This window comes from Ruegeria hyattellae, assembly GCF_041537925.1.
Classification (GTDB): Bacteria; Pseudomonadota; Alphaproteobacteria; order Rhodobacterales; family Rhodobacteraceae; genus Ruegeria_C.
This window is the reverse complement of sequence record NZ_JBGOSH010000005.1, coordinates 101,651-125,289: the sequence shown is the minus strand read 5'-3', so window position 1 is coordinate 125,289 and position 23,639 is coordinate 101,651. Positions and strand designations below refer to the sequence as shown.

The following is a 23,639-nucleotide window of genomic DNA, read 5'->3' as shown; positions in this document are numbered from 1 at the left end:
GTTTCGAGGAACTCCGTGATGGCCTCTCAACCGGCACCTTTTGCCCCTTTCGAATGGAAGATCGCGTGGCGTTACCTCAGGGCGCGCCGCGCCGAAGGGGGCGTCAGCGTGATGACCTGGATCAGCCTGATCGGGATCACGCTGGCGGTCTTTGCCCTGATCGCCACGCTTGCCGTGCGTTCGGGCTTTCGGTCTGAATTCGTCGGTACCATTCTGGGGGCCAACGCCCATGTGACAGTTTACAGCGTGGGCGAGGTGGATGCGCAGGGGCGCGTCAGCCGGACCATCGCCGATTATGACGCCATGGCTGAGAAAGTAGCGCAGGTGCCGGGCGTGACCCGCGCCGCGCCCTTAGTGCGCGGGCAGGTGATGATCGCCCAGCAGGGCCGCAACGCAGGTGTGCAGGTTCTGGGCATCTCGGCCGAAGACCTTGCCAGCCTGCCCGGTATCGTGGATGACGAGACCTCTTACGGTGATCTGGCGCGGTTTGACGAAGGGATCGCCATCGGCTCGGGTGTTGCACGCACGATCGGGGCCAGTGTCGGGGATCGCGTCAAGCTTATCTCGCCCGATGGGGCCAAGACCGCCTTTGGCACTTCGCCGCGCGTCAACGCCTATGAGGTGGTCTATGTGTTCAGCGCCGGGCGCTATGACATCGACAATACCCGCGTTTACATGCCCTTCGCCGAGGCGCAAAGTTTCTTCAATCGCGAAGGCGTAGCGGACGAACTTGAAGTGATGGTGGAAGAGCCCGAAGCGCTGGATAAGGTGGTGATCCCGATCCTGGTGGCTGCCGGGGATGCTGCGCGCGCCTGGACATGGCAGGACGCCTCTGGTGGCTTCCTGCGCGCGCTTGAGGTCGAGGACAACGTGATGTTTATCATCCTGTCGATCCTTGTCCTGATCGCGGCCATGAACATAGTTTCGGGCCTGATCATGCTGGTCAAGAACAAAGGGCGCGATATTGGAATCCTGCGCACCATCGGGCTGAGCGAGGGCTCGGTCCTGCGTGTGTTCTTCATCTGCGGGGCGTTCACCGGGCTGATCGGTACCGCGCTGGGCGTGGTGCTGGGTTGTCTGTTTGCGATCTATATCGAACCGATTTTCTCGTTCGTGAACTACTCCATGGGCGGCGGTGTCTGGGACCCAGCGATAAGGGGCATCTATGCCTTGCCCGCCGAGCTGCACCTGTCGGATGTGCTCAAGGCGGTGGGGCTGTCGCTGGGCCTGTCGTTTTTCGTGACCTACTTTCCCGCCCGCCGCGCGGCGCGGATGAACCCGGTTGAGGCGCTGCGCTATGAGTGATCCTGTCCTCAGCCTGTCGGGGCTGACCAAATCCTACAAACGCGGCACGCCAGGCGAGGTGAAGGTGCTGCGCGGTACCGATCTCGAGATCGCGCCGGGCGAGGTGGTGGCGCTGGTGGCCCCGTCGGGTGCGGGCAAATCCACCCTGCTGCATATCGCGGGCCTGCTGGATACGCCCGACGCGGGCATCGTGCGGATCGGTGGTCAGGACATGAGTGGCAGAAGCGACCGAAGGCGCACGGCAACGCGGCGGCGGGATGTGGGCTTTGTCTATCAATTCCACCACCTTCTGCCCGAGTTCACGGCGCTGGAAAACGTCACCTTGCCGCAACTGGCCAACGGCGCCGGTGAGGTCGAGGCGCAGGCCCGCGCCCGCGACCTGCTGGCGGGTGTCGGCGTGGTTGGGCGAGCCGATCACCGGCCCGCGGCGCTGTCGGGCGGCGAACAGCAGCGTGTGGCCTTCTGCCGGGCGCTGGCCAACGCGCCGCGGCTGCTGCTGGCGGACGAGCCGACGGGCAATCTGGACCCGGCTACCTCGGATCAGGTGTTCGGCGCGCTGATGGATCTGGTGGCCGGGACCGGCTTGTCGGCGCTGATCGCGACCCACAACCTTGATCTTGCGGCGCGGATGGATCGGGTGCTTCGGCTGGAGGATGGCGCGATCAAGCCAGTTGCGTGATCGCCACGCCAAGCGCCATGATCGCGATACCGGCGGCGCGCGTCAGGTTCAACGGGCTGATCTGCGCCCCGAACAGCCCGTAATGATCGATCGCGGCGGCTGAGATCAGCTGCCCGATCAGCACGAAGAACACCGCGTTGCCCACCCCGAAATGCGGGGCGACATGGGTGATCGACAGCACGTAGAAGGCCACCAGAAGGCCGGCCAGAAACAGGTGTCTGGGCGCGCCACCCAGCTTTGCCAGGGCCTGCGGGCCGGGAAACAGCAGCATGACCAGTGCCGAGGCCGCAAAGGCGATGGCAAACAGGACCACGCCGGCGGCGGTTGGCGATCCGATAAGTTTGCCAAGCGCTGCGTTCAGCGCGGCAAGCACCGGAATGCCGATCCCGGCGGCCAGCATGATCAGGGCGTATTGTGTCATCGGGTCCGGTCCTTGGGTCGGTTCATGGGTTGATCTGGATCATTGCGCTCCCGGCCCGCGCGGGCAAGCGTTCCGATGTGGATTTTCCTGTGCGGAGCGAGGCCGATGAAAGCACCGTTGATCTGTCTGTTGTTGACCCTGGCGCTGCCCGCTGTGGCGCAGGATGCCGAAAATGGCGAGGCGCTTTATTTGAAACACTGTGCCACCTGCCACGGGATCGACGTGACCGGGCAGGGCCCCATGGCCGGTGTCTTGATGATAAAGCCGGCGGATCTGACGGCGTTGTCGAAGGATGGCGTGTTTCCGACTGAACGAGTGGTCCGCCGCATCGACGGGCGCGACCCCCTTGTCAGCCACGGCAGCCCGATGCCGGTCTACGGCGATTTCTTTGAAGGGCAGGACAAGGCCATCAAGACGCACTCGGGCCAGCCGATCTTGACAAGCGCGCCCATTGTTGACCTGCTGACCTATCTTGAGACGCTGCAACCCGGATAGAGGAGACTGGGACATCATGAAACCAAGGTCCATTCTGATGCTGCCCACGGTGGCTCTGCTGACGGCTTGCGCCACTGAGAACACAATGCCCGAAGCGGGGGAGGGGGCGGTTCTCTTCGCGCAGAACTGCGCGGTTTGCCATGGCGGTGACGCCAAGGGTGGCCCCCTGGCGAATGGCCAGCGCGCGCCTGATCTGACCCACATCGCAGAGCGAAATGGCGGCTTTTTTCCCCGTGCGCAGGTTCTGTCCCAAATCGACGGTTATGGAAGGGGCAAGGCGTCGGCCAGTATGATGCCCCAATTCGGGGCCTTGCTGGAGGGCGAGACGGTTCCGGTCGAAGTGGATGGAACACTGACGCCAACGCCCCGCCCTCTGGCGGCCCTACTGGCCTATCTGGAAAGCATCCAAATCAACGGCTAATCGCAAACCCCGTCGATCTCGACCCCGTCCCATGGCAAGTAAACATCGCTTTCGCGCAATTTAGGCAGATCCGAGACCGGGAAGGCCGCGCTGAGCATTTTGTGCAGTCGTTCGGTTCGCGCTGCATCTGGCGCCAACGCACGGCAGCAGACATACTCCTCGACAATTGCGCCCTGCTGTTCAAACCCGTAGTCCAGAAAATCGGGCGTCTTTTCCAGATCGAACAGATAGGGGTCATTGGCCCCGCCATGTTCTGCCGCGGCGCGCAGCGGATGATAGCCGGTCTTGCGGCGGTTCTGCCATTGCCAGACATGGGTCAGCTCATGGGCAAACAACATCGCCTGAACCAGGTCGAGGCGATCCGGGTAGTCCGGCGCATAATCCTCCAAATACCAGTCCCGTGTGAACAGCACGCGGTTGAACAGCGCGACGGCGGCGGGTTTCGAGGTGACGATCTCTTCCTTGACGGGGGGCAGAATACGCTCGCGACAGGTCACGCGCGGGCGTGGTTTGCGCTGAAAAGTCACGCTGCCCACAGGTGCGCCCTCGACCAGCCGCACCCGGTCCAGATTGAGCGCATCGCCATGGATGCGACTGGCAAAATCCTTTTCGGTTTCGGTCAGGGGGCGACCGCAGGCCGCAACCAGAAACAGGATCACAAGAAGACGCAGGAACATGTGCAAAACCCTAGCCCGACCGCCATCCGCCGCAAGCATTTTCTGGCAACAGACGCAGCAGTGTTGTTCCCGTCCGGCATGGCATCGCGGATAGTGGCGGTGTCGGGGTGCAGAGCGGGGGTTGACAAGAAAGCAATATATCGAGATATCTCGATATATGGACGTTGAAAAATCAATTGCGGCGCTGAACAATCCGATGCGGCGGAAGATTCTGGAATGGCTCAAGGACCGTTCCAATTTTCCACCTGCCTTGCCCGAGCATGCCGATCTGGACGGAGTCTGTGTGGCTTATATCCAGGAAAAGGCGCAACTGTCTCAATCCACCATATCGAACTACATGGGGCTTCTGAAACAGGCGGGATTTGTCACTGCCGAACGTCACGGTCAGTGGACCTTCTACCGCCGCAACGAAACGAATATCCGGGCATTTCTGTCCGCTGTTCAGGACGAACTTCTGAAGCCTTAACTTCGCTGGAACCCTCGCTGAAGCAGAACACGCCTGAGAAAACCGATATATCGAAATATCCCGATGGAGGACAGCCTGATGGAGAAGGACATGAGCAAAACCGACGAAGAGGCGCGGACAGTGCTGGGGAAACCTCTGGACCTGCCCTGCGGTGCCCGGTTGAAGAACCGCCTGCTCAAGTCCGCGATGTCCGACAGCCTGGGGGATGGCGCGGGAAACCCTACGCAGGCCCAGGCACGGCTTTATGAGCGTTGGGCAGAGGGGGGTGCGGCGCTGTCGCTGATCGGCGAAGTTCAGACAAGCCCGCAATACCCTGAGAAACCGGGAAATCTCGTGCTTTCGCCCGAGCCGGATCTGGCGGCGCTGAAATCGCTTGCGACGCGGGGGGCGGTCAATGGCGCGGCTCTGTGGCCGCAACTGGGTCATGCTGGGGCCTTGTCGCATGGGCCAATCAGCAAGCCCAAAGGGCCGTCAGCGCTGAATGTCGAGGGCCTGAAATGCGAAGGCATGACGCGCGCCGACATCAAGGCCTTGCCAGGGGTCTATGCCCGCGCCGCCGGTATTGCGAAAGAGGCCGGATTTGGCGGTGTTCAGATTCACGCCGGCCACGGGTTCCTGTTCAGCCAGTTCCTGTCGCCGCTGTTCAATCACCGCATGGATGCCTATGGCGGTTCTATCGCCGGGCGTTTCCGGATCATTGACGAGACCATCTCAGCCGTGCGTCAGGCGGTGGGGGCCTCGTTTCCCGTCGGCATAAAGATTAATGCCACCGACAAACTTGTCGGTGGTCTGAACGAGGATGACGCGCTGGAGGTCGTGCGGCTGATCGACAGGACCTCCGTTGACCTGATCGACGTGAGCGGCGGCACGTATTTTCCCGGTGCGGCGTCCAGCTCGGATGGGCTGTCCTCCTCTGGCCCGTATTTCCTGGGATTCGCGCGCCAGGCCAAAGGGCTTACCTCCATCCCGATCATGCTGACCGGCGGGTTCGAGACGAGACAACAGGCGGTAGGGGCGATACTGGGCGGCGCCGCAGATGCCATCAGCCTGGCGCGCTCAATGGTGCTGAACCCGTCGCTGGCAAACACATGGCTAAGCGAATCGGGCGGCGATCCGGAGTTTCCGGTGTTCGATGCGCCTGTGCGTGGCGGTGTTACCGCGTGGTATTCGATGCGCCTGACCGCTCTTGCTGAGGATGCCGAAGCCCTGTTCGACCAAACTCCAGCGGCGGCGTTGGAAGCCTATGACGCGCGCGATGCGCAGCGATGCGTTACGTGGAAACAGCGGTTTCAGTAGGTCCGTGGACGAACGCGCACGCCAGTTCGTCTGGACCGCCACGGGAAATCTGGTTTCAGGTTTTCTGCGATATGCGCTGGAAGCGAATGCGCCGGTCTTTAATCGCCGGCTTCGCTAGTTTTCTGCGACGCACAGGATATCGGCGAGGTCATTTGGCATTTGTAGTCCACGGTGTCGCCGACGGTAAGATTCCGGCAATGGCGTCCAGAGCGCCTGTATTCTCATTGCCAAGCGCAAATTGCAAAAATCATCCAAATCTGTAACGATCTTGTTACATTTTTTGGCATTTTCTTGGTGGCGAGGTTTCAGTGGTGTCACTCGAGTTGCCGTCTTTGCGGCTTCCCGCAAACCGGATTTCGGCCGAATTTTTTTTATTGCAGCAGTTTGTGCAGTTCTTGTCCTGATGGCTTACATGATTGAATTCCGGACAGTCATCAATGGGGCGCAATCGGTCCCGAAGATCGTTCAGGAAATCAACCTAGCACATGAAAACAATGTAGCGGCATGGTTCTCGTGCGCGCTCCTAGCGATCGTTGGACTTCACATGATGGACGGCCACACTCTCTTCGGGTCGGTTCTGCCACACGTTGCGCGGGCTTGGGTCATGATCGCAAGCGTGATGTTCTTACTGAGCGCAGACGAGGTCGGCTCATTGCACGAAAGGCTTTCTGGCGTTGGTAGGTCGATGGGCGTCGGGTCGTGGGGCCTGCTGCTCCCGCTCGGCGCTGTACTTGCCGCAGTACTGCTTTGGGCGATGGCGACAATCTGTTGGGCGGGGGGTGCGCAGCGCAAACAAGCGCTGACCCTGCTGATGGGATTCGCGCTGCCGGGCTCGGTTGCCGTCCAGGAAGTTCTTGAACACTCGATGACTTGGAGTGGCGCTCGTGCAAGCGCTGCGCGGATTGCAATTGAGGAAGGCAGCGAACTGCCCGGGATGCTGGTTCTCTTGAGTGTTGCGATCGGTAACTCGTCAGGGATTCTGGCTGATCGACACGGTCGCTATGGCGCGCTCTTCGAGGTGCTGGCGGAGTGTCGTGGCGCATTGCAGATCGGAATAATCTTACTGGCGCCAGTGATATCTCATCTGACTGCCGATCTTCAGGATCACGGGCGCGGGCGGCCAGCCGATTGGCTTGCCGCAATGGCGTTTCTTTCAGCGGCGGCGGTCGTCGCGGTTGGCTGGTTGCTGGGTCGGAACGGCCACTCTATTCTGGTGGTCGTCGGCCTGCTGCTTACACTGTCATGTGCTTGCGTTGCCATATCTCCCGACGGAGCCTTCGAAACCGCGGCCATGACTGTGAATGGTAGAGCGGTGCTTCTTGTTGCCTTGACCGCGGTGCTGCAGGCGGTCAGCTACTGGATGGCGTACAGGACAGCATCACCTCTCTGGCTGGTGGTTCTCATTACCGGCGTGTGCCTTGCTCTGCTGGGGCTGTCGGAAAGGCGCAGCGTTGCATTCCTTCTTACAATTGTGCTTGGCGCATTGATCAACCTCGAAATGTCGCTAGCGCAAAAGACAGAACCAGACTTCGAAGGATAAGTGGGGCCTCAGTTGCGGTGGGTCGTCGCGGGCGTTAGTTCAAGCGACCGCAATGCTGGCACTGGGATATCGGTTTTGCGCCAATCTTTGTTGTTTCGACGGTCTTCCAGTGTCTGGTGAGAGTGGCTGCACTCCCAAGGGCCAAAAGAGGCGCGGTCTAGACCCACTTCCGCCACCACATGGCCAAAACATTCGTCTTTTTATCTTTGAGGCGCATGGCCATACCTGCCATCTTGTCGATCCGCATGAGCGTTTGATCTTTATAGGGCCTCCAGATGCATTTCTGATCTAATGCAACAAACGGCGGTCATCTCGACGCTGTAATATTTGCTGCACCTCGCAAGCTGTCTGCGTGCCCATCGAGAACCGGAATCACTCCGCCAATCCACTTTCTGGGCACTTTTCACTCGACAAAAACAATATGACCTGTTTGATAATTGACTGCTCAATCAAGAAAACAGCGCGCAGGTTGCGCCGCGTGATACCGGTCCGGAATCAGCCGATGCTGGCAGGGCGCGCAACAGACGCATAACAGGGAGAAGTGCAAATGAAGACAGCTAGCTTGGGGATCATTCTGAGTGCCGTGGCCGGTATGGTGCAAGCCGCGGATATGGGGGCTGTGGACGAGCCGATCAAACTCGCCGTCAATGAATGGACCGGCCAGCATGTGACAACCCATGTGGCGGGCGAGATGCTCAAGGCCGCAGGTTACAATGTGGAATTTGTCACTGCTGGCATGATGAACCAGTTTCAGGCGCTGGCCGATGGTGACATCCACGCGACGCTGGAAATCTGGTCCTCGAACGTGTCCGACGAATATGCCAAGAAGGTGGAAGAGGGCACAGTGGTCGAGATCGGTGATCTGGGCCTCGATGCCAAGGAAGGTATCGCCTATCCCGCTCATGTGGCCGAACTGTGTCCGGGCCTGCCCGCCTGGGAAGCGCTGCAGGACTGTGCGCAGGTCTTCGCCACCGCCGAAACGCTGCCCGGCGGCCGCCTTGTAGACTATCCCGCCGATTGGGGTACACCCGGTGCCGATCGCATGACCGGTCTGGATCTGCCCTTCAAGGCCGTGCCTGCCGGGTCCGAAGGGGCGCTGATTGCGGAACTGCGCGCCTCGACCGAGCGTAAGTCGCCGCTGCTCATCACTTTCTGGCAGCCGCATTGGGCAATGTCGGCCTATGACGTGCAGTTCGTCGACCTGCCCGCGGGCGAAGAGGCGTGCTTCAACGATCCGGCCTGGGGGCCCAACCCAAACGCAGTCAACGACTGCGATTTCGCACCCTCGCGCATCTTCAAGGCCGGTTGGTCCGGGTTCGAGGAAAAATGGCCCGCCGCGTATGAAATCCTGACCAACTACGCGCTGGCGGTTGAAGACCAGCAGCCGATGATGGGTGCAATTGACGTGGAAGGCGGGGCCGTCGAAGAGGTGGTCGCCAACTGGATGTCCTCGAATGAGGACAAGTGGCGCCCGGTCGTTGACGCGGCAACCAAGTGAGCCGCAACAGGTGACGCAGGCACACACGCCAGCCATCGCCTGCCGGAATGTCTGGCAGGTGTTTGGCGACGGCACAGAAAAGGCCCTGACCGACGCTCTGGCTCGGTCGGGGAATGATGCGGACACGGCAGCAGAGACGCTACGCGATGCCGGGATGATCCCGGCAGTGCAGAACGCGACCTTCGAGGTCCGCGAGGGCGAGTTGTTCGTCATCATGGGACTGTCTGGTTCGGGTAAATCCACGCTGATCCGCTGTATCTCACAGCTTTTGCCGGGCACAGGAGGCGAAATCCGGATTGTTGGCGAGGACGTGCGCGGCGCCAGCAAGAAACGCCTGACGGAATTGCGCCGACAGAAGCTGGGTATGGTGTTCCAGCATTTCGGCCTGTTCCCGCATATGACCGTGACCGAGAATGTGGCCTATCCACTGCGGGTGCAGGGGATCAGCCGCAAGGAACGCACGGAGCGGGCGCGCGAAGTGATCTCACTGGTCGGGCTTGAGGGCCGCGAGGACAGTTTCCCGCGTCAGCTCTCGGGCGGGCAACGCCAACGCGTCGGCATTGCGCGTTCGTTGGCCGTGAACCCCGATATCTGGTTTTTGGACGAGCCGTTCTCGGCGCTGGATCCGCTGATCCGGCGGCAGTTGCAGGACGAGTTCCTCAACATTCAGGCGACGCTGAAGAAATCCATCGTGTTCATCACCCACGACATTGCCGAAGCCCTGAAGCTGGCGGATCGCATCGCGATCATGCGCGATGGCAAGATCGTGCAGATCGGCACCCCGACCGAAATCGTGTTGCGTCCGATCGATGATTATGTGCGCGAATTCTCCAAGGATGTGGCCAAGGGCCAGCATGCCATTGTCTCCTCGGTTATGCGGGAAGGGGAGACGCAGTTTGGTCCCGACGATCCGGGGCTGCAAACCAGCATGACGCTGGATGCAGCGCTTGCCAAATGCATGAACCTCTATGAGCCGGTGCCGGTGCGGGATACCAACGGCGAAGTTGTCGGCACGGTCCACCCGTCCGATCTGGCAGCCGCCCTGCAGGTGGACGAGGCATGAGTATCGCCGAACAGCTTACCCCACCAGCGCTGACCCAACTGAGCAAAGGCACGCAAGCTGCTCTGATCACGCTGTTGGTCGGAGCGCTGTGTCTGGCGCTGGAGCCGTTGGTGCCGTGGCTGGTCACCTGGCCTGCGGAATGGGTGCTGCCCGCGACGGACTGGGTCGGGGCCGGGTTGAAGTGGTTTCTGGAAGGGATCAAGCCGGTTGCACGGCTTTTCTCCGAGTTGATGCGCTATCCGATGGACTGGGCGAATGCGGCGCTGGGCGCGACGCCCTGGCCCATCGTGATCGGGTTGGTGACGGCGCTGGGCTGGTATATCGGCGGCTTACCGATGGCTGCGTTGGGTTTTCTGGGGCTGAGCTTTGTGCTGTCCTCGGGCTATTGGCCGCAAAGCATGAACACGCTGGCGCTGGTGGCGGTTTCGGTGCCGCTGGCGCTGATCCTTGGCGGAGCGATCGGTATCCTCGCCAATGAAGTTCCGAAGGTGAAATCCGTCGTGCAAGCGGTGCTCGATGTGATGCAGACCGTACCGACCTTTGCCTATCTCACACCTTTGCTGCTGCTGTTCGGATTTGGCCCGGTGGTCGGACTGATCGCCTCGGCGATCTATGCCGCCCCTCCCATGGCGCGCAACGTGATGCTGGGGCTGGAACGGGTCGAGCCAGAGATCAAGGAGGCCGCCATCATGTCCGGCGGCACGCGCTTTCAGCAACTCTTTCAGGTCGAGATCCCCTCTGCCACCACCCAGATCATGATCGGGGTGAACCAGTGCCTGATGGCGGCGCTGTCGATGGTGATCATTGCAGCGGTGATCGGCGGCTTCAACGATATCGGCTGGGAAGTCCTGCTGACCATGCGCAAGGCGCAGTTCGGCGAGTCGCTGCTGGCGGGCATGGTGATCGTTGTCTTTGCCGTTGTCATCGACCGGATGAGCGGCGCGCTGGCGACCGAGCGCAAGCGTCATGACCGCCGTGTGGTCTGGGCGCTGGTGGTATTTGGAGTGCTGTTCACCGCGCTGTTCTGGTCCAGCCTGCCGGACGCGTCGGAATTCACCTTTATGGACCCGGTTGCGGGCGCAGTTGATAGCGGCCTGACCGCCTTCACGCAGGCCAATGGCCCGTGGCTGGATGCACTGAAGAACAACTCGATGTTCTATGTGCTGCTGCCCTTGCGGATCGGGCTGGATCAGGCGGTGCTGCCCTTCACCTGGGGCTTTGCCTGGACGCCGGCCATGAGCTACGGGTTGTTTGCGGTAGCTGCAGTGATCGCCCTGCTGATGGCCTGGCGCGGCCATGCGACCGGTGGGCTGATGGTGCTGATCGGCATCGGCATGCTGGAAACCGGCATCGCCAATCTGCCATGGCCTTTCGTGCTGACCGGTACGGCGGCGCTGGGCTGGGTTGCCGGAGGTCGCAAGCTGGCGTTGATGTCGGTGATTCTGCTGAGCACGATTCTTGTCTCCGGTCTATGGGAGAGGGCACTCTTGTCACTCTACCTCAGCGGTGCGGCGGTCTTTGCCTGTGCCCTGGTGGGCGGAGCAATTGGCCTGTTCAGCGCGGTCAGCGTGACCGCCTGGAAAATCGTGCGTCCGATCTGCGACATGCTGCAGACGATCCCTCTGTTCGTGTTCCTGATCCCGGTGCTGATGGTGTTCCAGATCGGCGAATTTTCGGCTTTTCTGGCGATCTGCGCCTATGCGGTGGTGCCGATGATCCGCTACACACGCCACGGGCTGGTCAACACTCCGGACGAGATGCTGGAGGCCGCGATCTCCAGCGGCGCGACCGAGTGGCAGATCCTGCGCGATATCCGCGCGCCATACGCCGCACCGACCATCCTGCTGGGGTTAAACCAGACCATCCTTTATGCCTTTGCCATGCTGGTGATCGCGGCGCTGATCGGCACCACCGGTCTGGGCCAGTCGATCTATCTGGCGTTGGGCCAGGCGGATGTGGGCTTGGGCATCTCGGCGGGCGCAGCAATGGCCATCCTCGCGCTGATCGCGGATCGCATGGTGCAGGGCTTTGCAGAGGAACGCAGGCAGGCGCTGGGGCTGTAATCTGGTCCGCGCGACTTGATCGATGACAAGGCGCGCGGGGCCACTCTGCTACAGAACGGGGATCGCAAAGCGACACGAGGCGATGGAATGAGCGGCTGGACCGAGTTCACACTGGCGCTGCTGGCTTTTCTGGCCAGCCACATGATCCCGGCCCGGCCCCGGGTCAGGGCCGCGCTGGTCGGGGCGCTCGGGTTGCGGCCCTACATACTGGGGTATTCCCTGCTGTCGGTGCTAATTCTGATCTGGCTGGTCTCAGCGACCGCACAGGCGCCTTATGTGCAGGTCCTGCCACCTCATGCCGCGCTGCGCTGGGCTCCGGCACTGCTGATGGCGCTGGCTTGCCCACTGATCGTGGCGGGTATGTCGATGCGCAACCCGTTTTCGTTCGGTGGGTTGGGGCGGGGCAGTTTCGACCCCGAGCATCCCGGCATCCTTGCCCTGTCACGCCATCCGCTGCTGTTGGCGCTGCTGTTCTGGTCGCTGGCGCATCTATTGGCCAATGGCGATCTGGCCCATGTGATCCTGTTTGGCGGCTTTGCTGCGTTCTCCGTCGCAGGCATGGCCCTGATCGATCGGCGCAAGCGGCGCATGATGGGGGCGGAATGGGACTGGCTGGCCCGCAACACCGCGCGTTTCTCGGTGTGCGGACTATCGGCATTGCTGCACCCACATGCCTTGATGGGCGGCGCGGCGCTCTATCTGTTGTTTTTCGCCGTGCATGGAACGGTGATCGGTCTGTCACCCGTCCCATAGCAAACGTGGCAGGAACGGAAAAACCGTGCTATCTGAACGCGATGAGACCAGGAAAAGGAAACGGCTCATGAAACTCGCCTGTGTCACGACATCTGAACGCGGTGCAACCGATCTGCTGCTGAGCGCCTTTGCCGACCGGATGTTAAAGGCCGGGACAGCGCTGGCAGGTGTTGTGCAAACCAACACCGAATGCGCTGACGGCTACAAGTGCGACATGGACCTCAAGGTGCTGCCCACCGGCGAGACCATCCGCATTTCGCAGTCGCTGGGTGCGAATGCACGGGGTTGCCGGTTGGACCCTGCCGAGCTGGAGCGCGCCGTCGGGCTGGTCACCCGGTCTCTGGACACTGGACCGGAACTGCTGATCATCAACAAGTTCGGCAAGCACGAGGCCGATGGCCGCGGCTTTCGCCCGGTGATCGCAGACGCGCTGGAGCGCGAAATCCCGGTGCTGGTGGGTGTCAATGGGCTGAATCTCGACCGGTTCCAGGAATTCGCCGGCGGCATGGCCGATTTGCTGGACGGGGATATCGACATCTTGCGGAACTGGCTCGACCCGGCTTCAATGCCCCTGGCGCAAACGCGGATGATGTAAGGTTCCGGCGACAGGTGGCTAAAACTTCATCTGGCGGGTCCTTCCAAGCAGAATTGGGCCAGCCGTTATCCCGGTCAACGATGTCGATGGCATGTGACCATTCGGCAGTGCGGGTAAGTGGCCGGGAACATTCCTAAAGGCGGTTGATGCGCGCCCACGCCCGATCCAGAAAACCCTCTTTCTGCGGCTCCAGCATGTTTTCCCCGAGAAACCAGTAGAAGTAGTGTTCATACGGAAATTCACGCAGCTGCTGCGGCGCTGTCTGAACACAGCGTTGCAATTCTTCGGCCGTGCGCGCCACCAACGTTGCGTGATGGTAGTCGCACCGACCACAGGTCACCACCGGTTTCCTGTGCATCAATGCCTCGAACCCCACCGCTGAATTCTGCGAGACCGTTACAGCGGATGCCTCTATCAAATCGTGAATATTCGCGACGGTAATCTCGACATTGGGCAATTCCGCGCACAGTTTGAGCACTGCCTTCATGGTTCGGTCAGTTTGCGTCGGATGCAGTTTGACATAGACGCGTTTCTTGGTCGCCAGCGCAGTGTTGCGGATCATCTTTAGCGTGCTCAGATAGTGCACCGGAGTCTTGAAGGCGTCGATTTCCTGCAAGAACACTGTTGCTGCTGCTGGTCTTACCGGGACGATTCCACGATCTGGCTGCGCAAGCTTCGAGACATTCTCGCGCCTCATATATCCGCTGACGCCGTCAAAGAAATACTTGGCCTGCGCCGCGTTTACCTTCTTTGGGTCGAACTCGGTGTCCACCAATGATGAAGACCAGTAAAATCCCTTGGGATCGAGGTACCAAAAGCCCCAGATGTAGCTCGTATGCGCATTCAGTATTCTTGCCCCCTGCGCTTTGCGTATTCCCACCACAATGTGTTTGTGATCCATCGCCAAGGCGAGCCTGGAATTGATGCTCGGGGCAGGTACCAGCAGTGGTTTGTGACCGTTTTCCGAAGCACTGGCCGCGATCTTCGCAAAGAAGTCGATCTGCCCGCAGAGGAGCTATTAATACCAGCTTTCTGTGGCGTGTACTACGAGCGGTGTCTTGCCTGTTAGCAATTGGCCCAGTGTGTTCAGTTTTCGGAAACCACTCTTGCCGCCAAGCCTGCTTTGTTCACCGTGCATAATCCAATGATTTGATTTTCTCTCGTGCAAAGGAACACAGTACAGAACACTTGGAAAGAGCGCGCGCTCAGAGCCAAGAATCTTCGACGAGAGGTTGGCAAACTGGCCAGCACGACGGTGCCAGGTCTCACGGGTATGTCGCGCCGAGGAACATTTGCGATCTAGATGCTGTATCTTGTGAGGAATGGTGGGCGACCCTGGAATCGAACCAGGCGTGCGTCTCCGCGAGGGAGTTACAGTCCCCTGCCACACCTTGCGGCCTGTCGCCCAACACGGTGCGGGATAGACAAGCGGGCAGGGTGCGTCAACCGGAAAATGTCGATTTTGCGTTGCTCCGTGAATGACGGCCAGGCTGCGCGTCGGATGCTGGATTTTCCGGTCGAAATAGGGGTCTGAGGCTGGCGGGGCAACCACCTGCAAGTCTCATGTTTCCCAACACCCGCGCATCTGGTATGTGCCCCGAACTACAAAACGAATGGGCGGGATATGGCCAAGAAACCCAAATGGGTCGTTGAGAAAGAGCAGGCGCGCAAGGCGGCGGGCAACGAGACCGTGTGGCTCTTTGGTCTGCACGCGGTGCGCGATGCGTTGCGCAACCCGGCGCGGCAAAAATTGCGGCTTCTGGTCACTCTGAACGCTCGCGACAAGTTGGCCGAGGCGATTGCCGAGGGCGGCCTCGAGCCCGAGATCGTCGACCCCCGGAAATTCAGCGCGCCGATTGATCCCGGTTCGGTCCATCAGGGCGCGGCGCTGGAGGTTCAGCCGCTGAGCTGGGGCGGGCTGGCCGAGAATTGCATCGGGCGTGAGAACCCTCGCGTGATCCTGCTGGACCGGGTCACGGACCCGCAAAACGTAGGCGCGATCCTGCGCTCTGCAGAGGTGCTGGGCGCCAGCGCGGTGATCGGGACCCGGCACCATTCAGCGCCAGAAACCGGCGCACTGGCAAAGACCGCGAGCGGCGCGCTGGAGCGCCAGCCCTACCTGCGGGTCCGAAATCTGGCCGACACCATCACCGAGCTGCAGGGCATGGGGTTTCTGGTGCTGGGGCTGGACGGCGAGGCGGAGCAGACCGTCGAGCAGGCGCTTGGTGATCACAAGGCACAGCCGGTGGCGCTGGTGCTGGGGGCCGAGGGGCCGGGGCTGCGTCAAAAAACGCGGGAAACGGTCGATAAGCTGGTCAAAATCGATGCGGTGGGCGGATTTGGCTCGCTCAACGTCTCAAATGCGGCGGCAATCGCCCTATATGCCTCTCAACCACGATAGGAGGCCGCCATTCCCAGCCCGCAGAAAATCGCCACCTGCTGCTATTGCGGCACCCGCGCCGCGCTGGTTCTGAGGGGGCGAGACCGGCATGAGCTGAGCTGCTCTGCCTGTGGCGCGCCCCTGCATGACCTGAAGATGCTACCGCGCGAACGGGTGCGGACCCAGAAAAAGTGCGCTCCCGCTGCCAGTATCCCGTGGGACCAGCGCAAGAAAGTGCGGCGCAAGGTCAAGAAGCGCAAATCGCTGTTCTCGCGGGTTCTCGAAGAGGCCTGGGATGTGGTTGAGGACGTGTTCGACTAGGACGCGAGGCTAAACACATCCCAATCACAACCCCGTCACCGGGCTTTCATATTCGCGGCGCAGCGGGCATTTTGGGCCTATCGCAACCATGAATCACGCCAGAATGCCGACCAGACGTAACATCCTTGCCGGGTTGGGTGCCTTTGCACTTGCTCCTGCCGCACGCGCCGCCTCGCCGATGATCTTCTCGCAAGGGGGTGCGGCGATCTCGGGCTTTGACACGGTGTCCTATTTCGCCAATGGCGGCCCGCTTCCGGGTCGCGCCGACAATGCGCTGATGTGGAAGGGTGCGATCTGGCTCTTTGCCAGCGATTCCAATCGCGAGGTGTTCGAGGCCAATCCCCGCGCCTACGCGCCGCAATTCGGTGGCTATTGTGCCTATGCCGTCGCGCAAGGTGGCCTGAGCACGACCGATCCGAACATCTGGCATCTCGTCAATGACAAGCTCTACCTGATCCATTCGCAAAGCGTTGACGAGGCCTGGATGCGTGACCCGCAGGCCTATATCGAACGGGCCGAAGCAAACTGGCCCGAGGTTCTTTACGGCTGATCGGCGAAAATCCGCCGGAACAGCCGCGCAGCTTTACGAAAATGGCTAGTCCCTCTTTTTTTTTGGCGCGCAGCGCATACTTCTTTCTGTGACCGCGGACAGGAACTTCCGCGTGTCATTTCACTGTCCCTCGTTCCATACCTTGCGCCCAGGATCTCCTGGGCGCTTTTTTCTTTGGAACAAGTGGTTAGAGTGCGCCAATGACCAGCTATGACGACTCAAATCTCAGGACCATCCTGCAGCGCACACAGGTGATCGCGGTGGTGGGCGTGTCGATGAATCCGGTGCGACCCAGCTACTATGTGGCGCGGTATCTGGGGCTGAAAGGGTTCCGCGTGATCCCCGTCAACCCCGGACATGCGGGCAAGACGCTGTTTGGCGAGACCGTCCGTGCCGGGCTGTCCGAGATTTCCGAGCCGGTGGACATGGTCGACATCTTCCGCCGGTCCGATTCGGTGCCGCCGATCGTCGACGAGGCGATCGAAGTCTTTCCCGATTTACGCACCATCTGGATGCAGATCGGCGTCCAGAATGCCGACGCCGCTGCCCGCGCCCAGGCGCGGGCAGCGGCGTGATCCAGAACCGCTGCCCCAAGATCGAATACCAGCGCCTGTTCGGCGAGCTTCGCATGGGCGGTTTTGCCACCGGGATCATCTCGTCCAAACTATGAGCGGACAATGGCTGTAAGGGCGACGATGGCTGTGAAGGCAATGTCGGGAACGCGGACCATGCCGCCATTCGGGACCATATCAATAGAAAGACTTTAAGCCGTTACCTGTCATGAATAGGATGAGGAAAAGACAACACTCCTCCCGAAAGCAGCAAGCAATGAAACTAAGCCCTCTCTTATTGTCAGCACTCGTAGTCAGTGGAAGCATTGCGCTATGGGGCATCATCGATCCCCAGGGGCTGGGTTCAGTTTCATCTTCAATCGTGGCGATTCAATTCCAAAGCCGAGGCTGGTTCATCATGCTGGAAGCTAGCGCGCTTTTGTTTCTGGCGATCTATTTGGCGTTTTCAAGATACGGTTCGATCAGAATTGGACCCGAAGGATCTGAACCCGAGTTTTCCACAACATCATGGATTGCGATGCTGTTCGCAGCGGGAATGGGCGTAGGGCTGCTATTTTTCGGGGCCTCTGAGCCGCTGACACATTTTTCAGTCATTCGAGGATTTCGCCCCGACCCCGAAGCTGCAAGCTTGGCCGTTTTTGTGACTTATTTGAACTGGGGTTTCCATGCTTGGGCAATTTACGGGGTCGTAGGCCTCATAATCGCGTATTTTGCCTTCCGACGCGGTAGGTCTCTGCTGCTTAGTGCACCACTTCTGGATGTGTATGGAGATAAGGCCTGGACGCGTACATTGGCATGGATCTTCGATTTCTTTTCGGTCGTTGCCATCGCCGTTGGTCTAGCAGGTTCACTTGCCATGGGAGTCTTCCAAATCCAAACCGGACTAGCCGGAGTGTTGGGAATACCAAACTCGAAGTTTCTAACTGCAATCGTTTTTATCATGATGTGCATCGGATTTCTCATTCCGCTGCGGCGCGACTTGGGGGAAGGAATGTCCAAGCTCTCCAATCTGGCGATGGGCATTGCTCTGGGACTATTGGTTTATTTGTTGGTTGTAGGTCCGACATCGTTTGTTATGAACTCGGTTGTTTCGGGATTTGGAAGGTATGTTTTCAACGTTTTACCCGCAGGTTTTTCAACGACAGAATTCTTCGACAACACGATCTCGACCTGGTTTCAGGACTGGACACTCAACTACATGATCTGGTGGCTTGCCTGGTCCCCGTTCGTGGGCATATTCATTGCACGGATCTCACGTGGTCGTACCATTCGCGAGTTTCTTACCGGAGTAATCATCGCGCCGACCCTATTCTCTATTTTTTGGTTCGGCGTTTTTGGCGGGATCGGAATTTTTGATGTGCAACAGGGAAATGGTGAACTCTTGAATGTGAATAAGCAGAGCCTCGATGCAACGACATTTGCGCTTCTGCAGCAGTTTCCACTCAAATTCGTGACCCAGATGGCAACGATCGTCGCCGCTTTTCTTTTTGTCGTGACAAGTGTCGTCAGTGCAGGCTTTACACTTGCAATGATTGGGTCGGGAGGAGACGAAAACCCCGCGCCTGGCCTACGCACCATTTGGGGAGCAGTGCTTGGCGCTCTTGGGCTCGCAATGATTTTCGTAAACGACGTTTCACTTGTCCGGTCGATCATTGCACTTTCGGCAGTTGCATTTGTCTTTATTGTACCAGTTCTTGTTGTTTGCCTTCTCAAATCGCTAACTAGAGAGGTCACAAGTAAATGACAGCAACCTTAGTTGATACAATTCTGAATGTGACCCTTTTCGCGTATATTGGGTTTCTGATTTGGCTCGCAGTACATCGCGCTTAAGGCTCCGCTTCTGCGGTGTCATCAGGGGCAACAGTACAATTGTACCTTTGGTCGACATGGACTGAGGTCTGCTAGTGATCTGTGCTTTCGAGTCTTCCGTTCTGAGCTCAATGCAGCCATCCAGCCAATCAAGTCATACACTGAAGCCGAGGCGGTTTGTCGGGATGGTTCGCGACTGGTTGTCCGGTCTTCCTAAGATCCAGCTGGCGTTGGAAGTTCACCGTTTCGCATCGCGGCGGCGGCGGCGGTCTTCAAGCACTTGCAGGCGCGGCTGCCAGTCATAGCGGGTATCCTCGCGGGTCAGCGCCCAGTGCAGGTCACCGGCGTCGCGCCAGGGGTCGAGGACGATACCGTCTTTCAGGCTGTCTCCGCGTTTGCTGATGAGGGCGGTGCTGTGATCGACCACAAAGGCGTTGCGCGGTTCGGCGATCGCGCGATGTATCGTCAGCGTCTGGAAGTTCTCCTGCTTGAGCCGCGCTTCGATATCCTCGGCCCACTGATAGCACAGGCCACGTTCCTTGATGCCGGAATTGACCTTCGCGTTATGGACCAGCGGCGGGTCGGTGATGTCGTATTCCTGCGCCAGTTGCGCGGAATAGACATAGGCGATGCTGGCGGCGCGCTGCGCCTCTTCGGGGTCGACCTCGGGGCCCAGTGACTGGATTTCCTGCGCCAGCATAGCGACATCGCCGCGATCGACGACAATCGGCTGATGCGCACAGGCGCTGATCAGGGCGAGGGCAAACGAGGCCAGAACGGACTTGAACAGTCGAGTCATGAAAGTGTCCCACGAGAATCAGGTCTTGTCCGCTTCCTGCCGCGTTCCGCACCCGATTGCAATTCAATCGCCGGATCGGGCGGCTTTTTCGGCAAGACCGCTCATATGCTGGCGACGCGCCAACTCGTCCAGCACGGCCTGCAGCGGGACATTCCGCGCAGCAAGCATGACCAGCAGGTGATAAAGCACATCCGCCGCTTCCGAGGTTAGCCCGTCACGGTCGCCCTTGACCGCTTCGATGATGGCCTCAACCGCCTCTTCGCCGAACTTCTCGGCGCATTTTTCCGGCCCCTTTGCCAGCAGTTTGGCGGTCCAGCTACCGTCGGGGTCGGCGGTTTTGCGGGCCTCGATCGTGGCAGCCAGATCGTGCAGAATATTCATGTCAGCCTCATCGGAATGCCCGCGGCGGCCATATGCGCTTTGGCCTCGCGGATGGTGTATTCGCCAAAATGGAAGATCGAGGCCGCCAGAACCGCGCTGGCCCGGCCCTCGGTCACGCCTTCGACCAAGTGATCGAGGTTGCCCACACCGCCTGATGCGATCACCGGCACGTCGACCGCATCACTGATCGCACGGGTCAAGGGCAGGTTGAAACCAGCCTTGGTGCCGTCGCGATCCATCGAGGTCAACAGGATCTCTCCCGCGCCCTTGGCCACCACCGCGCGGGCAAACTCTACCGCGTCGATGCCGGTGGGCTTGCGCCCTCCATGGGTGAATATCTCCCATTTCCCGGGCGAGACGGTCTTGGCGTCGATAGCGCAGACGATGCATTGGCTGCCGAACTGGTCGGCGGCCTCGGCGATAACGTCCGGATTGGCCACGGCGGCAGAATTGAAACTGACTTTGTCGGCACCGGCCAGCAGCAGCGCGCGCACATCCTCGCGTGTGCGCACTCCGCCGCCCACGGTCAGCGGCACAAAGCACTGTTCTGCGGTCCTCCGTACCACGTCGAACATGGTGCCCCGGTTCTCATGGGTGGCGTGGATGTCGAGAAAACAAATTTCGTCCGCGCCCGCCGCATCATAGGCCTTGGCCGATTCCACCGGATCGCCCGCGTCGCGCAGCCCGACGAAGTTGACGCCCTTGACAACGCGGCCGTCGGCGACGTCCAGACAGGGAATGATACGTGTTTTCAGCATGAGGCACCCTTTGCTGCGGCACTCCTAGCGGCAAAGCTCCGCCGATGCCAGACTTGTGATTGTAACATCGGTCTAAGCGGTGGAAATTGAACGGGAAGTCATGGAAGGAAAGACATCATGCGTGGTCTGTTTTTGGCAGCATTACTCACATTGGGAAGCACGGTAACAGCAATGGCTGACGATATCATCAAGGTAAAGACGGACAAGTCAGTGGCCGAGGTGCTGGATGCGCTTGAGGCGGCAGTGGGCAAGGCGGGTGCGACGGTGTTTGCGCGCATCGACCATGCCGCAGGGGCCGAAAAAGTCGGGACGCCAATCCCGGCCAACCAAGTGCTGATCTTCGGCAATCCGAAACTGGGCACGCCCGCGATGCAGATCGACCCGCTGGCTGGTCTGTTCCTGCCGCTCAAAGTGCAGGCTTATGAGGACTCCGAAGGTCAGGTCTGGCTAACCTATGAAGACCCGAAAGAGACCATGGACGAGCTTGACGAGGTCGAGAAATCACCGGTGATCGGCAAGATGCAGGGTGCGCTCAAGAAGCTCACCGAAGCTGCGGCGCAATAGCCTTTGGGCATCTGGCCACGCGCGGGCAGGGGCGAGGTGTTTGGTCGCCCCGCCCCTCTGCGGTATGATGGGGCACCTAACGGAGGGTCGCTTCATGTCTTGCTGCCAATACACGTTGTCTGCAACGCTTGCGCTTTGCCTTGCCGCACCGGCGGGGGCAGGTGAGATCATGAGCGCCGAGGATTTGCTGGCCACCATTCCGGGCGCGGTTCTTTCCGGGATATCGAACGAGGACGGTGCCACACGTTGGGTCCAAACCTATGGCCGCGACGGTGGCGCAAAAGGCGTGTTCGGCTCGCGGGACTACAGCTCGAACTGGGCGATCCGCCGCGATTTGTGGTGCGAGGATTGGGGAACCGGGTCGGGATGCTGGCGTCTGGAACTGGTCGATGAGAACACGATCCAGCCCTATCACGGCGACAGGAAGCTCAAGAATGTCTGGACCATTCTGCGGCCCGCCGCTGCGGTGGATGGCTAACGCAGCGAGGATGCGCCGCCCGCGCGGCTAACCCGTACCAGCGCATTGCGTGCGATCAGAATGTGAAACGGCAGGATTGCCGCCAGATAAAGCCGCCCGCCCAGATTATGCCGGTGGACCCAGGTGGCGAGTGAAACGCGACCGGCCTCGGATATCACCGACACCCGGAAATCGAGGTGGCGGTCGTTGAATCCTGCAATCAGCTCTGTCTTGCCTTCATGTTCGACCGGAAACAGACCCACCTTGTTCGGGGCCTCGGGGCCGGTTTTTTCCAGGCCAAACGGAGCGACCAGCACCCCACGCAGACGCACCAGCGCCTTGGCCCATCCGGGAAAGTCGGTGATGCTGTCGGCAGCCTGCCGGGGCGGCAGATCGGAGGCGACGCTGAAACAGTCCAGAAAGTCACCGCTGCGGATACGCGCGTGCAAAAGACTGTTGGCGGGCAGAGCGGATCGGGTTACGTGTGTCCGCGACATAGGGTCATGCCCTGAGCGCTCTCAGGGCCTCCGTCAGATCAATCGCCCCATCATAAAGCGCCCGGCCTGAAATCGCACCATTCAGATCTGCGCCACAATCGCGCAGGGCGACCAGATCGGCGATCGAGGACACCCCGCCCGAGGCGATCACCGGGATCGAGATAGCTCGGGCCAGCGCGGCAGTGGCATCGACGTTCGGCCCCTGCATCGCGCCGTCGCGGTTGATATCGGTGTAGATGATCGCGGCAACGCCCGCATCCTCGAACTGCCGCGCCAGATCGATGACCTCGACATCGGTTTCCTCGGCCCAGCCCTTGGTTGCGACCATGCCGTTGCGGGCGTCGATGCCGACGGCGACCTTGCCGGGAAAAGCACGGGCGGCTTCGCGCACCAGATCGGGGTTTTCGACCGCAACCGTGCCCAGAATGACCCGGGCCAACCCCTTATCCAGCCAGCGCTCGATCGTGGCCATGTTGCGGATGCCGCCGCCAAGCTGGGCTGGCACGTTGCAGTCGCGCAGTATCGCCTCGACCGGCGCGGCATTGACCGGCTCACCGGCAAAGGCCCCGTTCAGATCGACCAGATGCAGCCACTGACACCCGGCCTCGACAAAGGCGCGGGCCTGAGCGGCGGGGTCGTCATTGAAAACCGTTGCCGCCTCCATCTCGCCACGCAAGAGCCGAACGGCCTGGCCGTCCTTGAGATCAATGGCAGGATAGAGGATCATGAGATAAGCGACCTTTTGCTGATTTTCGCCGGGATATGACACAGGTCGGGCAGGGGATGCAACGCGACCCAAAGTCAGGCTTGCCCAAAGCGTCAACCCGGGCCAATCTGCACGCAAAGAGGGAGTAGGACTGATGAACAAACATGTCATTCTGGGCGCTGCCGCTGCGGTGTTGATGGGGACGATGGCACATGCCGAAGATCCGGTTGACGGCTTGTGGAAAACCCAGCCCGGCGATACCGGTGGCTATCTTCACGTTTCGATCGGGCCTTGCGGCAGTGCCGTTTGCGGCACAATTGACAGCGCGTTCAGCGCCAATGGGGATCAGAATGTGAACTATGAACATCTCGGTAAGCAGATGATCTGGGATATGGTGCCCGAGGGCAGCGGGAAATATGGCGGTGGCAAGATCTGGGACCCGGAATCGGACAAAACTTATGCGTCGAAAATGACGCTCAGCGGCAGCACACTTGAAGTGAAAGGCTGCGTCGCAGGCGGTTTGGTCTGCCGCGGTCAGGACTGGACGCGTATCCGCTGATCACGCACAGCGCC

General features: G+C 60.2%; 27 protein-coding genes, 1 tRNA gene and 1 pseudogene. 20 read left to right on the top strand and 9 right to left on the bottom strand.

Annotated features, from left to right (window positions below; all coding sequences use genetic code 11):
• Positions 1 to 18 precede the first annotated feature (18 nt).
• Both AB1E33_RS13945 and AB1E33_RS13940 read left to right on the top strand, forming a co-directional pair.
• Positions 19 to 1,305 carry a lipoprotein-releasing ABC transporter permease subunit gene (locus AB1E33_RS13945; protein ID WP_372577881.1) on the top strand — a complete coding sequence of 429 codons (1,287 nt, stop codon included), beginning with the start codon at positions 19 to 21 and terminating at the stop codon, positions 1,303 to 1,305.
• The gene (locus AB1E33_RS13940; protein ID WP_372577880.1) at positions 1,298 to 1,984 is read left to right on the top strand and encodes an ABC transporter ATP-binding protein; all 687 of its coding nucleotides are present in this window, start codon (positions 1,298 to 1,300) and stop codon (positions 1,982 to 1,984) included. The genes AB1E33_RS13945 and AB1E33_RS13940 overlap by 8 nt, the downstream gene beginning before the upstream one ends.
• Here AB1E33_RS13940 and AB1E33_RS13935 read toward each other — a convergent pair.
• Positions 1,968 to 2,405, bottom strand: coding sequence for a DMT family transporter (locus AB1E33_RS13935; RefSeq protein ID WP_372577879.1), 438 nt, complete (start codon positions 2,403 to 2,405; stop codon positions 1,968 to 1,970). The two genes, AB1E33_RS13940 and AB1E33_RS13935, sit on opposite strands and share 17 nt — an antisense overlap.
• Positions 2,406 to 2,510: 105 nt before the next feature.
• On the opposite strand from AB1E33_RS13935, the gene AB1E33_RS13930 reads away from it, so the two are divergent.
• Positions 2,511 to 2,900: a c-type cytochrome gene (locus AB1E33_RS13930; protein ID WP_372577878.1), complete on the top strand. Its 390-nt coding sequence runs from the start codon at positions 2,511 to 2,513 to the stop codon at positions 2,898 to 2,900.
• Between the two features lie 16 nt (positions 2,901 to 2,916).
• Positions 2,917 to 3,321: a c-type cytochrome gene (locus AB1E33_RS13925; protein ID WP_372577877.1), complete on the top strand. Its 405-nt coding sequence runs from the start codon at positions 2,917 to 2,919 to the stop codon at positions 3,319 to 3,321.
• Here AB1E33_RS13925 and AB1E33_RS13920 read toward each other — a convergent pair.
• Positions 3,318 to 3,998 carry a hypothetical protein gene (locus tag AB1E33_RS13920; RefSeq protein ID WP_372577876.1) on the bottom strand — a complete coding sequence of 227 codons (681 nt, stop codon included), beginning with the start codon at positions 3,996 to 3,998 and terminating at the stop codon, positions 3,318 to 3,320. The genes AB1E33_RS13925 and AB1E33_RS13920 overlap by 4 nt on opposite strands.
• 157 nt (positions 3,999 to 4,155) lie before the next feature.
• Between AB1E33_RS13920 and AB1E33_RS13915 the strand changes: the two genes are divergently transcribed.
• The 8 genes from AB1E33_RS13915 (at position 4,156) to AB1E33_RS13880 (ending at position 13,272) form a co-directional block, all read left to right on the top strand.
• Positions 4,156 to 4,464, top strand: a complete 309-nt coding sequence (locus AB1E33_RS13915) for an ArsR/SmtB family transcription factor (RefSeq protein ID WP_372577875.1) — start codon at positions 4,156 to 4,158, stop codon at positions 4,462 to 4,464.
• Between the two features lie 90 nt (positions 4,465 to 4,554).
• Positions 4,555 to 5,760 (top strand): oxidoreductase, encoded by a 1,206-nt coding sequence (locus AB1E33_RS13910; RefSeq protein WP_372577874.1) that lies wholly within the window; start codon positions 4,555 to 4,557, stop codon positions 5,758 to 5,760.
• Between the two features lie 238 nt (positions 5,761 to 5,998).
• Positions 5,999 to 7,300 (top strand): DUF8692 domain-containing protein, encoded by a 1,302-nt coding sequence (locus AB1E33_RS13905; RefSeq protein ID WP_372577873.1) that lies wholly within the window; start codon positions 5,999 to 6,001, stop codon positions 7,298 to 7,300.
• A 547-nt stretch (positions 7,301 to 7,847) separates the two neighbouring features.
• Positions 7,848 to 8,798 carry an ABC transporter substrate-binding protein gene (locus tag AB1E33_RS13900; protein WP_372577872.1) on the top strand — a complete coding sequence of 317 codons (951 nt, stop codon included), beginning with the start codon at positions 7,848 to 7,850 and terminating at the stop codon, positions 8,796 to 8,798.
• Positions 8,799 to 8,808: 10 nt separating this feature from the next.
• Positions 8,809 to 9,861 (top strand): quaternary amine ABC transporter ATP-binding protein, encoded by a 1,053-nt coding sequence (locus tag AB1E33_RS13895; RefSeq protein ID WP_372578169.1) that lies wholly within the window; start codon positions 8,809 to 8,811, stop codon positions 9,859 to 9,861.
• On the top strand, positions 9,858 to 11,924 hold the full coding sequence (locus tag AB1E33_RS13890) for an ABC transporter permease (protein ID WP_372577871.1): 2,067 nt from the start codon (positions 9,858 to 9,860) through the stop codon (positions 11,922 to 11,924). The genes AB1E33_RS13895 and AB1E33_RS13890 overlap by 4 nt, the downstream gene beginning before the upstream one ends.
• 87 nt (positions 11,925 to 12,011) lie before the next feature.
• Entirely contained in the window at positions 12,012 to 12,677 is a 666-nt protein-coding gene (locus AB1E33_RS13885) for an NnrU family protein (protein WP_372577870.1), read from the top strand.
• A 67-nt stretch (positions 12,678 to 12,744) separates the two neighbouring features.
• Positions 12,745 to 13,272 (top strand): DUF2478 domain-containing protein, encoded by a 528-nt coding sequence (locus AB1E33_RS13880; RefSeq protein ID WP_372577869.1) that lies wholly within the window; start codon positions 12,745 to 12,747, stop codon positions 13,270 to 13,272.
• Positions 13,273 to 13,405: 133 nt separating this feature from the next.
• On the opposite strand, the gene AB1E33_RS13875 is transcribed toward AB1E33_RS13880, so the two are convergent.
• Both AB1E33_RS13875 and AB1E33_RS13870 read right to left on the bottom strand, forming a co-directional pair.
• Positions 13,406 to 14,173, bottom strand: a complete 768-nt coding sequence (locus AB1E33_RS13875; protein WP_372578168.1) for a capsular polysaccharide export protein, LipB/KpsS family — start codon at positions 14,171 to 14,173, stop codon at positions 13,406 to 13,408.
• Positions 14,174 to 14,595: 422 nt separating this feature from the next.
• A tRNA-Tyr gene (locus tag AB1E33_RS13870) sits at positions 14,596 to 14,679 on the bottom strand.
• Positions 14,680 to 14,896: 217 nt separating this feature from the next.
• Here AB1E33_RS13870 and rlmB point away from each other — a divergent pair.
• From rlmB to AB1E33_RS13845, 5 genes and pseudogenes are all read left to right on the top strand, one after another.
• Positions 14,897 to 15,673, top strand: coding sequence for a 23S rRNA (guanosine(2251)-2'-O)-methyltransferase RlmB (gene rlmB / locus AB1E33_RS13865; RefSeq protein ID WP_372577868.1), 777 nt, complete (start codon positions 14,897 to 14,899; stop codon positions 15,671 to 15,673).
• A gap of 9 nt (positions 15,674 to 15,682) precedes the next feature.
• Positions 15,683 to 15,973: a hypothetical protein gene (locus AB1E33_RS13860; RefSeq protein WP_372578167.1), complete on the top strand. Its 291-nt coding sequence runs from the start codon at positions 15,683 to 15,685 to the stop codon at positions 15,971 to 15,973.
• 103 nt (positions 15,974 to 16,076) lie between these two features.
• Positions 16,077 to 16,523, top strand: a complete 447-nt coding sequence (locus AB1E33_RS13855; protein WP_372577867.1) for a YHS domain-containing (seleno)protein — start codon at positions 16,077 to 16,079, stop codon at positions 16,521 to 16,523.
• A gap of 200 nt (positions 16,524 to 16,723) precedes the next feature.
• A pseudogene (locus AB1E33_RS13850) lies at positions 16,724 to 17,193 on the top strand (CoA-binding protein).
• Between the two features lie 158 nt (positions 17,194 to 17,351).
• On the top strand, positions 17,352 to 18,839 hold the full coding sequence (locus AB1E33_RS13845) for a BCCT family transporter (RefSeq protein WP_372577866.1): 1,488 nt from the start codon (positions 17,352 to 17,354) through the stop codon (positions 18,837 to 18,839).
• Between the two features lie 303 nt (positions 18,840 to 19,142).
• Here AB1E33_RS13845 and AB1E33_RS13840 read toward each other — a convergent pair whose 3' ends face one another.
• The 3 genes from AB1E33_RS13840 to hisF all read right to left on the bottom strand — a co-directional run bounded on the left by AB1E33_RS13840 (position 19,143) and on the right by hisF (position 20,842).
• A complete protein-coding gene (locus AB1E33_RS13840) occupies positions 19,143 to 19,703 on the bottom strand; it encodes a hypothetical protein (protein ID WP_372577865.1) in 561 nt (186 codons plus the stop codon).
• A 63-nt stretch (positions 19,704 to 19,766) separates the two neighbouring features.
• Positions 19,767 to 20,084: a phosphoribosyl-ATP diphosphatase gene (locus tag AB1E33_RS13835; RefSeq protein ID WP_372577864.1), complete on the bottom strand. Its 318-nt coding sequence runs from the start codon at positions 20,082 to 20,084 to the stop codon at positions 19,767 to 19,769.
• Complete coding sequence (gene hisF / locus AB1E33_RS13830) at positions 20,081 to 20,842, bottom strand: imidazole glycerol phosphate synthase subunit HisF (RefSeq protein WP_372577863.1); 762 nt, start codon at positions 20,840 to 20,842, stop codon at positions 20,081 to 20,083. The genes AB1E33_RS13835 and hisF overlap by 4 nt, the downstream gene beginning before the upstream one ends.
• 117 nt (positions 20,843 to 20,959) lie before the next feature.
• Between hisF and AB1E33_RS13825 the strand changes: the two genes are divergently transcribed.
• Positions 20,960 to 21,406 carry a DUF302 domain-containing protein gene (locus AB1E33_RS13825; protein ID WP_372577862.1) on the top strand — a complete coding sequence of 149 codons (447 nt, stop codon included), beginning with the start codon at positions 20,960 to 20,962 and terminating at the stop codon, positions 21,404 to 21,406.
• A 94-nt stretch (positions 21,407 to 21,500) separates the two neighbouring features.
• Positions 21,501 to 21,884: a hypothetical protein gene (locus AB1E33_RS13820; RefSeq protein ID WP_372577861.1), complete on the top strand. Its 384-nt coding sequence runs from the start codon at positions 21,501 to 21,503 to the stop codon at positions 21,882 to 21,884.
• Here the strand turns inward: AB1E33_RS13820 and AB1E33_RS13815 are convergent.
• Both AB1E33_RS13815 and hisA read right to left on the bottom strand, forming a co-directional pair.
• Positions 21,881 to 22,360, bottom strand: coding sequence for a DUF2867 domain-containing protein (locus AB1E33_RS13815; RefSeq protein WP_372577860.1), 480 nt, complete (start codon positions 22,358 to 22,360; stop codon positions 21,881 to 21,883). The two genes, AB1E33_RS13820 and AB1E33_RS13815, sit on opposite strands and share 4 nt — an antisense overlap.
• Before the next feature lie 4 nt (positions 22,361 to 22,364).
• On the bottom strand, positions 22,365 to 23,087 hold the full coding sequence (hisA, locus tag AB1E33_RS13810) for a 1-(5-phosphoribosyl)-5-[(5-phosphoribosylamino)methylideneamino]imidazole-4-carboxamide isomerase (RefSeq protein WP_372577859.1): 723 nt from the start codon (positions 23,085 to 23,087) through the stop codon (positions 22,365 to 22,367).
• Between the two features lie 133 nt (positions 23,088 to 23,220).
• On the opposite strand from hisA, the gene AB1E33_RS13805 reads away from it, so the two are divergent.
• Positions 23,221 to 23,625: a DUF2147 domain-containing protein gene (locus AB1E33_RS13805; RefSeq protein WP_372577858.1), complete on the top strand. Its 405-nt coding sequence runs from the start codon at positions 23,221 to 23,223 to the stop codon at positions 23,623 to 23,625.
• Positions 23,626 to 23,639 lie beyond the last annotated feature (14 nt).